Origin of the sequence: Candidatus Sysuiplasma jiujiangense (assembly GCA_019721075.1) — an archaeon.
GTDB classification, from domain to species: domain Archaea; phylum Thermoplasmatota; class Thermoplasmata; order Sysuiplasmatales; family Sysuiplasmataceae; genus Sysuiplasma; species Sysuiplasma jiujiangense.
Window position 1 is genome coordinate 56,628 of sequence record JAHEAD010000014.1, and the last position, 7,933, is coordinate 64,560.

Sequence of the window (7,933 nt, forward strand, 5' to 3'; positions counted from 1 at the left end):
TCATCTGCTGGCATTCAAAATGTCAAATTCAATTTGACTTATAAACCTGCGCAGGAGGTGGTCGCCTGCCAATTCAGTCCCCGGATTTGAACCTGGCGCGCCGCACTGCCCTGAGCAGGTACAAGACAAGAAGGACGCCGGCTGCAAGCACGACTGCTGCTGCAGTATCATTGAGATAACCGAGTATAGTATAGACTGTTCCGAGATTTCTGCCTATTTCGTATCCGGCTGCGGCAAGGGCTGTAACAAAAATTACGGTTCCGGCAAATGTGAAGAGTAAGAAGCGCCTGTATTCCATGAGGGCTATCCCCGCAGGCAGCGAAATATAGGTACGCACGAGCGGAATAATCCTTCCAGCGAACACAGCAAGATCGCCGTGCCGTCTGAAGAATGCATCACCCCTCTCGATGTCTTCCCGTCTTATCAGAAGGTAATGGCCGTACTTCTCCACCGCCTTTCTTCCCCCGTATTTTCCAATCAGCCAGCTTACGGTGGAGCCGACGAGCGATGCGACCGTCGCCACCACTATAACGGTCAGGAGGTTGAACCTGTCCATATAGCTCAGGACGCCGGCAAGAATCAGTACTGCTTCGCTAGCGGCCGGGATCATCATGCTGTCGAGCGTCATAAGATAGAAAATGCCCGCGTAACCTAGGGAAAGCAGCACGTCGAGGCTTACATTGAAAAGGAACGAAAGAACCGCCATTTTACACCCACCTACAATACGCCAGGTACTCATGGTTCATTTCATCATACCGGAACAGCCTATCCTATCAGCTTCGAAACCGTTCCGCGGCCCGCTATCCTGAGAGAACCGGGTGGTTTCGCATTGAAGATCACTGCGTTCTCGTTCTCGAAGGCCAGCTCCTGGTCTGTCTCCACCTCGAGTCTTTCGCCAGCCTCTATTATCCTTGCCTGATTGCACTGCAGACCTGTATTTACATGAATGATCTTCCCGGGTGCGAGTTCCTCACGGTAGTACGGTTCCCTGGCGAACGATATACTCAGCGACCTGGCGGATTCAAAACGCATGTTGTCCGTCAGCACCGTGCCCCGCGGGAGCTGTGAAGGCGACAGTCCCTTGATAGCAATTCCCACCCTGCTTCCAGCGGCAGCCTCCTTGTGGTCTACGTCAAATATCTGGATAGATCTCACCGAGCCCTCCCTGCCGCCAGGCATGGCAATGAGCTTGTCATGAATCCTGACTGTGCCGTATTTCACCAGGCCTAGCGCAACCGTCCCGACTCCTTTGACTTCAAATGAATGGTCAACGTCGATCCTCCAGTGTTCCGCGTCCGCTTTGCGCTGCGTCTCGAGATTGAGCAGAAATTCCCAAATTCTTTTTCCGGCATCCCCGCCGCTCACAACAGACCATCCCTGCACCCTGGAACCCATCAGTAACCTGACACGCTCGCCTGTCTGCTCATCGGCCACTATCAGCCCACTTAACCCGAAATTGCCGAGCGCAACGATTTCCTCGCCCAGCCTGGCGTCTACCGTGTCCGCAAAAATCACGGAAGCATCGGACATGTACAGCGACTGCAGCAGAGGTTGAATCTTTTCGGGATAAGTCTGCGGTATCACTATGCTTACAGCCAGATCCCCTTCCCTCTTGTCGTAGATAAGGAGGTCGCTCTCAGTTCCCTTCCTGGCTATCCCTGATGCAACCGAGGACATCAATTCCACCGACGAACCGATAAACGAAACATTTGCAAACTTCATGACAGCATCGACCTCATTCAGGTTAGGCACAGGGTCATATTCTCAATGCTTTAAAATTTCATCCCCCACCCTTGGTGCGAAATCGCCACAACTACCCGATACATATGGGTGCCCGTTCCGGAACAGTTTCCGGCACATCCGTCTGTACATTCTCAACTCTTCGGCTCGTTGCAGTTCGGACAGGAGTGCATGAATGCAGGGAAGGAGGCACCGCACTTCTTGCATTTGACCATGTCGGCATGGTGTTTCGGAGCCGCGGTTGCAGGCGGAATTGCATAAGGCTGCGATCCGGACTGCGGCTCCTGTGCCCTTGTCTTCTGCACGGCCGGGCGTTCAGAAGCACGGCCGGGCTGCTTCGTCTCCTGTGGCGCGGTCTCCGCCGTCTCCATTGCACTCTGGGGCATCTGGACACCGGTTGATCTCAGCTTGATTGCAGAAGCAATCAGGAAAACGCCCGGAAGGACCCCGAATAGTATGGAAAGTATCCCCCAGATTATGGCGCGCTCCTCTGCGGAGGAAAAGTGACCAGTGTCTATGTAGGCTGTGACATGCAGCTTTATAAATGCAACTTCGAGGATGCACACGAACACCACTGCTATCAGGTATACCGCAGACCATAGATAGGTCGTAGAATAGGAAGCCGCGCCAGGATTGACTATTACATATCCGGGGGCGGAAAATTTGAAATAATAATAGAACGAGACGATCGAAAGCACGACAGCTGCGGGTATTTCAATCAGTGCCACTATCTGTGCCCAGAAGGCATGATTTCTTGCATCACGGGCAGCAGGCGGCAGCCACGGGGGCGTTTCCTCCGACGTGAAAAAGTTGATCTGGGTCAAACCGGTTCCTTCCGTCAGCCGCAAAAGAACTGACTGTTGACCGATTAGAGAATCGATATTTATTACTATCTAGTTGTGCTGTATGGGGAAGACGGACAGGGCAGCGACTGATTTATGAAGGTGCACAAGTGAAGAGAGATTTGTACTCGGAAATTTACTATTCCCTGAGAAGACCTGAGGACATAAGTTTGGCGGCAGAGAAATTTCGTCTGCCGGAAGAGCTGATGCTCGTGATCTACACTCAGAAGACTGTCAGGTATGCTACGAAAGACTATTACCAGATTGTCGAAATGGCCCCGACGCTACTGAAACGGTGGAAAACCGGGGAACCGATGGTAAGAATTGCAAGGCGGCTGAATTTTCCTCCAATCCTTCTGGGTCTCATCCTGATGTCGCAGAACGGTGTCGGCAGGAAGAAATTCTGGAAAATGGTCAGGAACCCTGAAACGGTCGAAGACAAGCGACTCCGGGCCGAGATGCACGCCATAAGGAAGGCGGACATACTCTATTCGCCTGAGGGTGCTGAAGTTCAGAAGCAGCGGGGAATAAAAGGCGAGGAGAAACTGGAAAAATGGCTTGCTGAACACAGCATAACCTTCAGGACAGAAAAGGATCTGAGGGGGAAGTTTCCCAAGACCCCTGACTTTTTGCTGGATGAACCCATAAACTGCGACGGATACCAGATCAAGTGGATAGATTCCAAGGCTTCCTTCGGGGACGACATTGAGGTGAGGAAAAACAACAGGAGACAGTTTCACCAGTATGTTTCCCTGTTCGGGAAGGGATTCGTTCTTTACTGGTTCGGCTTCCTTGACGATATAAAGTCCGATGGGGAAATACTTGTGGGAGATACAAAGATGCTCGACAGGCTGGAGAAATGCCTGGATGAAAAGCAAATGACAGCCGGTGAGAGCTAAGTGCAATAATTTTTATCCTCGGCAGCGGGACTGCATGCTACATGGCGGGTATTACCTTTTCGGCCGGCGATATAGAGAAATTCAGCTACTGTCCGCTGAGCTGGTGGCTGAGCCGGGATGAGAAAAGTGAATCTGCCCAGACTGCATCGGGGAGCAGGGCACATAAATTGCTGAACGACAGGCTGACGGATATATCGTCGAATCAGAAGGAAAGCACAGTATACAGCCGGATGATCATGTATTATGCAGTAATTTCCACTGTTCTGGCTATCGCGGGGCTGTCGGTGGTGCGGTTCGATCTGAAGTACGAACTTTCCCGCGTTCTGCTCCTTCTTTCCATCATCTGGATCATCATGGCGGTAACAATACTTTACATTAGCAGAAACGACACGCATGACAGGAAGAGACAGACAGAGAGAATCGTTTTGTTTCTGGCAGCCCTTTCGATGGTTCTGTCCATACTCTCAGTAACAATCCTGCAGGTGAACACGTTCCTAGCAATGGTTCTGGAAAGCGCGTCCCTGTTGTGGCTCATAGGGGCATCAAGCTTCCTCTATCTCGATCTCTGGGCCGAAAGGAAGGCGGAGAACATCGAGAAAAAAATCAACGTAAGCGGAAGGATAATTTACATAGGGGATGACAGACATCCTGTCCTGGTATCAGGGGACGGTACGATTTCCGGGCGCCCCGATTTCATCATAGAGAGCGAAGGTGAAATAATGCCTGTGGAATTCAAATCCGGCAGAAGGCCCGCAGGACCGCTTTTCTCCCACATAATGCAGGTATCCGCTTACTGCAGGCTCGTTGAAGACAACTTCGTAAGGAGACCGGATTACGGTCTAATCTACTACGGGACCAAAAGCTTCGCAGTCGACTTCGACGACGAGGTCGAAAAGCTGCTGATGAAGAAGGTTGGGGAGATGAGAATTGCTGTGGAAAAAGGGGAGGCTCACAGAAATCACAACAGACCCGGAAAGTGCCTCAGCTGTTCGAGAAGGGCGGTATGCGACGAACGGCTGGCCTGAATTTCACTTTTTTGACATTTCCTCCAGCGACTTCTGTATTTCGGCTATCTGCTCCTTCATCGACAGCATCTCAATCTCGAAAGGTGTAAACTTGCCGGGACTGAGGAGCCTGTGGGCTATCGTTATGCCGATGAAAATTGCACCGATGACGGCAAGTATGGCTATGGTCACCAGAGAAAAAACGAAAAGGTAGAAATTGGCAGCAATGGAGGACACCCTGATGAGTCCCGTGAACTGAAGCATCTCGAATATTACAAGCAGGGATATGACCGCAAGCCAGACAACTGTTGTGAACGACAGCTTAGGCAATTTTCCTTCCCTCCATTGAAGCAACGTAAGGCGTCTGGCCCAGTATTATGACATGAACGCCTCCCTTCGGTACAACGCCGACCAGGGAACTGCCGGAAGCGGACGCATTGACGGTGACAGTTGCATTGAAAAAATACTCCCTGTTCTGAGAAGAGTCCAGCGCAGCGGAGTTCAGGCTCATATTGACAGTATGCAGCTGCATGCCAAGATAGTATGTATTGCCTTCAATTTCAGAAAAGGTCATGGCTGTTCCGTTCGCCCCGATATATCTGGCAGAGACCTGGATGGTTCTGTAGAGATACGGGCCGAGGGCTCCATGTATCAGAATCGTGATGTTGCCTTCGTAGTAGGCAAGCAGAATCGACGGATATCCAGGGTATGGACTGCCGGTCTTGCCGGTGGTGGAGACTGCCGTATAAACGTTGAGCGAAACGAGTGCCACAACTGCGAGTATAATGAGTGCATTCCTGATGTTTTTGTTCATGCCTCCACTTTTCCCCCGGCTTCTTCAAATACACCTATCCTCGCGACGGGCTGCGACTTTATGCGGCGCTGAAAGTGTAGCATCCAGTTATGTAAAAACAAACGTCCTATTCAATCTATTGAACCTTCAGAAGTCGAATTCGTCTCCCGAGTTTTCTTCGTATGCGCCGTAAATCCTGCTGTTCATGAGGGCCGTGGCTTCCGGCGTTCTGGGCTGGAATAAATCGCACTCGTAATGAGGCCCTACATTCTTCTTTTTTGCTATACAATAACCCATAAGTTCCCCCGGGTTTCCCTCAGGTCTGTGATCCCAGTTTATGCATTTGCGGCACAGGTTGGTTTTTTCCATGCGACATCACCAAATCCCATTCTGTATAAAACCGTTGCCAGAAAAAAATCACTTCGGCCTCCGCGGCCGATAGCGGGGGATCGATTTGAACGATCGTTCTTCGGGTATCCCATAGGAATTATGAGCCCGACGGGATGTCCTGGCTACCCCACCCCGCTTTGCAGTATGACTGAATGGCGGCATCATAATAAACCTTGCTTCTGCAATTCTGCGATCCAAGCCCTCCTCAGAAAACGGAATTTACGGAACGAAATCAGAAGAATTTCCTGATCCTCATGAGATCTTCAAGCGACGCCTTGAACTGAACTTTCTTTGTAGCCCATGCCTTCATCGGCCTTATCGTTCCGCTAAGGAGACCCGAGAGTGTTCCCTCATCAGACACAATCTTGATGTCAGGGTTGTCCAGTCTCCCCTCGTGGAAGTCACCCATTCTGTTGTTCCTGAGACTGAAACAGAAACTTCTCCCGTCCTTAAGCTCTACCTGTACCGTTCTTGTCATGCCATCGAGCTCTTTCTGGAGTGTGTCATCCTTCGCCACCCTCGCATTGAATTTATCGATGGCCCCGTTGATCAGCTCTTCAATCATTTCCTCACCTGAATTCGTCGAGTCTTTTAATTCTGATGCCTGATATTATCCTTTTGGATGTTGCCCAGCTCTTCCTGCAGTACGGCGGGAGGTCGCCATTGGCATTCGTGTATGCCCGGATGAAATCGATGGTACGGCTGTCAGAAGCGTAACCGCTTCCTATGTCACACCCCAATTCCGAACTTATCTCCTGAATCAGCCTGTCACGCGTCACCTTCGCCATTATGGACGCTGCCGAAACGCTCGGATATTTCTGGTCTGCTCTGTGCTCGGCCATTATCTTCTTGCCGCATAGCCGTGATATCTGCAATGCGAAACGTCCTGCATCGACATCCGGCGCATCCACATAAAACTGATCGGCACTGAACTGGCTGAGCAGTGACGCAAACTGCACAAGCTCCAGTTCGTTCAGAGATGATTTGCAGACCGCTTCGTCTATCTGATCTGGCCAGACGACTGATATCTTCCATTCTGCAAATTTCCTCAGCTCTTCGAACAGGAAAGAACGTCTTTCGGCCGAGAGTTGCTTTGAGTCCTTCACACCGAGCGAAGTGAGTGCTGAAACATCCGCCGCAAGAGCGCACAGCACCATGGGTCCCATGACGGGCCCTCTCCCTGCTTCATCGGCACCGACCTGCAGAACCGTCAAGACGCCTCCTGATTAACAAGATGGACTGGCCGGCCTTCAATGAGCACCATCCTTATAAGACTGTTCCGTCGCCAGCAGTATTGGGAGAGGGTCTTGCTTACCGATTGGTTCTGGTCCGTCTTCGGGGCTGAGTCCCGAATAGGCACTTCAACCTCAACAGGCACCGCACAAGGGCAAAATACGAGACAGAATTTCTGATAAAGAAGGGGCTCGGCGATTAATAAAATCGAACTCTGAAAGTAGTGCTAATAGTTATGATATGTTATGGCAAAAGGTTGCAGAAATTTCAGTGTTGTGCTCACTGGTGAATAGAAGACAAATGAAATTATCTCAAAATGTTCCTGAGAATACGTGAAAACAGTGTAGTTTATGACACCTGCGTATTTCCATATCCATGGATATCCGGTTACATTGTAAAAGGAAGGTGCGGGCAGGTGTGAAGGAGGAGCCTCCCATTCCATGGCGAGACCGTCAGGGGTGGTGAATTCAGCTGCCCTGTTGGTGACAATCCAGCTTCCATTGCCGATCACAGTGAAATTGCCGTACGGCGCGTTGAAACTGAAACTTTTGTAGCCCATAAAGGTGAACTCTGCACCCTTTTTGACAAGAGTCAGGGAGGCTGGTTGGGCATGCGATGAATTCGGTGCACCCGCAGAATAGAAATATCCCCAAGCGACATCGGCCACAACCGCCGCAACAATAATCAAAGTCAGTAAGATCTTCATATCACACCACTAACCCGTATACTGATTGTATGCCAGATTGAAGCCATCGCCACTCGCGACATATGAAGGGATAAGTTGCTATACTATGCATAGCACCACTTTCCAAGGATCATATACCCTGTTCGTACTATTTTGAGATTGGTATGAACAGCGCTTTGGGACAAAATTACTGTTCGGTCCCTTTCAGCATTTCCGGATGTGTGTATGTGAGGTAGCAGCACTGCCTCACATTGTGCACATCCGCCTTCAGGAACTCTTCCGTCTTCTTTCTCTCCGGCAGCTTCTTCCTTATCTTTGCCGGGAGTCTCCTCTTCAGCATGGACATT

General features: G+C 50.6%; 11 protein-coding genes and 1 tRNA gene. 2 read left to right on the top strand and 10 right to left on the bottom strand.

Features of this window, described 5'->3' with window-relative positions:
- Positions 1-73: 73 nt before the first annotated feature.
- The 3 genes from KIS29_08555 to KIS29_08565 all read right to left on the bottom strand — a co-directional run bounded on the left by KIS29_08555 (position 74) and on the right by KIS29_08565 (position 2,564).
- Entirely contained in the window at positions 74-706 is a 633-nt protein-coding gene (locus tag KIS29_08555; GenBank protein MBX8640370.1) for a DedA family protein, read from the bottom strand.
- 59 nt (positions 707-765) lie between these two features.
- Positions 766-1,752 (bottom strand): hypothetical protein, encoded by a 987-nt coding sequence (locus KIS29_08560; GenBank protein MBX8640371.1) that lies wholly within the window; start codon positions 1,750-1,752, stop codon positions 766-768.
- Between the two features lie 122 nt (positions 1,753-1,874).
- A complete protein-coding gene (locus KIS29_08565) occupies positions 1,875-2,564 on the bottom strand; it encodes a hypothetical protein (protein ID MBX8640372.1) in 690 nt (229 codons plus the stop codon).
- A gap of 128 nt (positions 2,565-2,692) precedes the next feature.
- Here KIS29_08565 and KIS29_08570 point away from each other — a divergent pair, with 128 nt between their 5' ends.
- Both KIS29_08570 and KIS29_08575 read left to right on the top strand, forming a co-directional pair.
- On the top strand, positions 2,693-3,481 hold the full coding sequence (locus KIS29_08570; protein MBX8640373.1) for a TPD domain-containing protein: 789 nt from the start codon (positions 2,693-2,695) through the stop codon (positions 3,479-3,481).
- Between the two features lie 41 nt (positions 3,482-3,522).
- Positions 3,523-4,506: a PD-(D/E)XK nuclease family protein gene (locus KIS29_08575; GenBank protein ID MBX8640374.1), complete on the top strand. Its 984-nt coding sequence runs from the start codon at positions 3,523-3,525 to the stop codon at positions 4,504-4,506.
- Positions 4,507-4,509: 3 nt separating this feature from the next.
- On the opposite strand, the gene KIS29_08580 is transcribed toward KIS29_08575, so the two are convergent.
- The 7 genes from KIS29_08580 to KIS29_08610 form a co-directional block, all read right to left on the bottom strand.
- The gene (locus KIS29_08580) at positions 4,510-4,815 is read right to left on the bottom strand and encodes a hypothetical protein (GenBank protein MBX8640375.1); all 306 of its coding nucleotides are present in this window, start codon (positions 4,813-4,815) and stop codon (positions 4,510-4,512) included.
- Positions 4,808-5,299, bottom strand: coding sequence for a hypothetical protein (locus tag KIS29_08585; protein ID MBX8640376.1), 492 nt, complete (start codon positions 5,297-5,299; stop codon positions 4,808-4,810). The genes KIS29_08580 and KIS29_08585 overlap by 8 nt, the downstream gene beginning before the upstream one ends.
- A gap of 126 nt (positions 5,300-5,425) precedes the next feature.
- Positions 5,426-5,647, bottom strand: coding sequence for a hypothetical protein (locus KIS29_08590; protein ID MBX8640377.1), 222 nt, complete (start codon positions 5,645-5,647; stop codon positions 5,426-5,428).
- Positions 5,648-5,717: 70 nt separating this feature from the next.
- Positions 5,718-5,805 (bottom strand) — tRNA-Met (locus KIS29_08595).
- A 95-nt stretch (positions 5,806-5,900) separates the two neighbouring features.
- A complete protein-coding gene (locus KIS29_08600) occupies positions 5,901-6,233 on the bottom strand; it encodes an SCP2 sterol-binding domain-containing protein (GenBank protein ID MBX8640378.1) in 333 nt (110 codons plus the stop codon).
- Positions 6,234-6,237: 4 nt separating this feature from the next.
- Positions 6,238-6,882 (bottom strand): ribonuclease HII, encoded by a 645-nt coding sequence (gene rnhB / locus KIS29_08605; protein MBX8640379.1) that lies wholly within the window; start codon positions 6,880-6,882, stop codon positions 6,238-6,240.
- A 245-nt stretch (positions 6,883-7,127) separates the two neighbouring features.
- Complete coding sequence (locus tag KIS29_08610) at positions 7,128-7,607, bottom strand: hypothetical protein (GenBank protein MBX8640380.1); 480 nt, start codon at positions 7,605-7,607, stop codon at positions 7,128-7,130.
- Positions 7,608-7,933 lie beyond the last annotated feature (326 nt).

Excerpts from the sequence above, each read along its gene's own strand:
- KIS29_08555 (MBX8640370.1), bottom strand. The coding sequence starts at position 706 with ATGGCGGTTCTTTCGTTCCTTTTCAATGTAAGCCTCGACGTGCTGCTT.
- KIS29_08575 (MBX8640374.1), top strand. The coding sequence starts at position 3,523 with ATGGCGGGTATTACCTTTTCGGCCGGCGATATAGAGAAATTCAGCTAC.
- KIS29_08585 (MBX8640376.1), bottom strand. The coding sequence starts at position 5,299 with ATGAACAAAAACATCAGGAATGCACTCATTATACTCGCAGTTGTGGCA.
- KIS29_08590 (MBX8640377.1), bottom strand. The coding sequence starts at position 5,647 with ATGGAAAAAACCAACCTGTGCCGCAAATGCATAAACTGGGATCACAGA.
- KIS29_08600 (MBX8640378.1), bottom strand. The coding sequence starts at position 6,233 with ATGATTGAAGAGCTGATCAACGGGGCCATCGATAAATTCAATGCGAGG.
- KIS29_08610 (MBX8640380.1), bottom strand. The coding sequence starts at position 7,607 with ATGAAGATCTTACTGACTTTGATTATTGTTGCGGCGGTTGTGGCCGAT.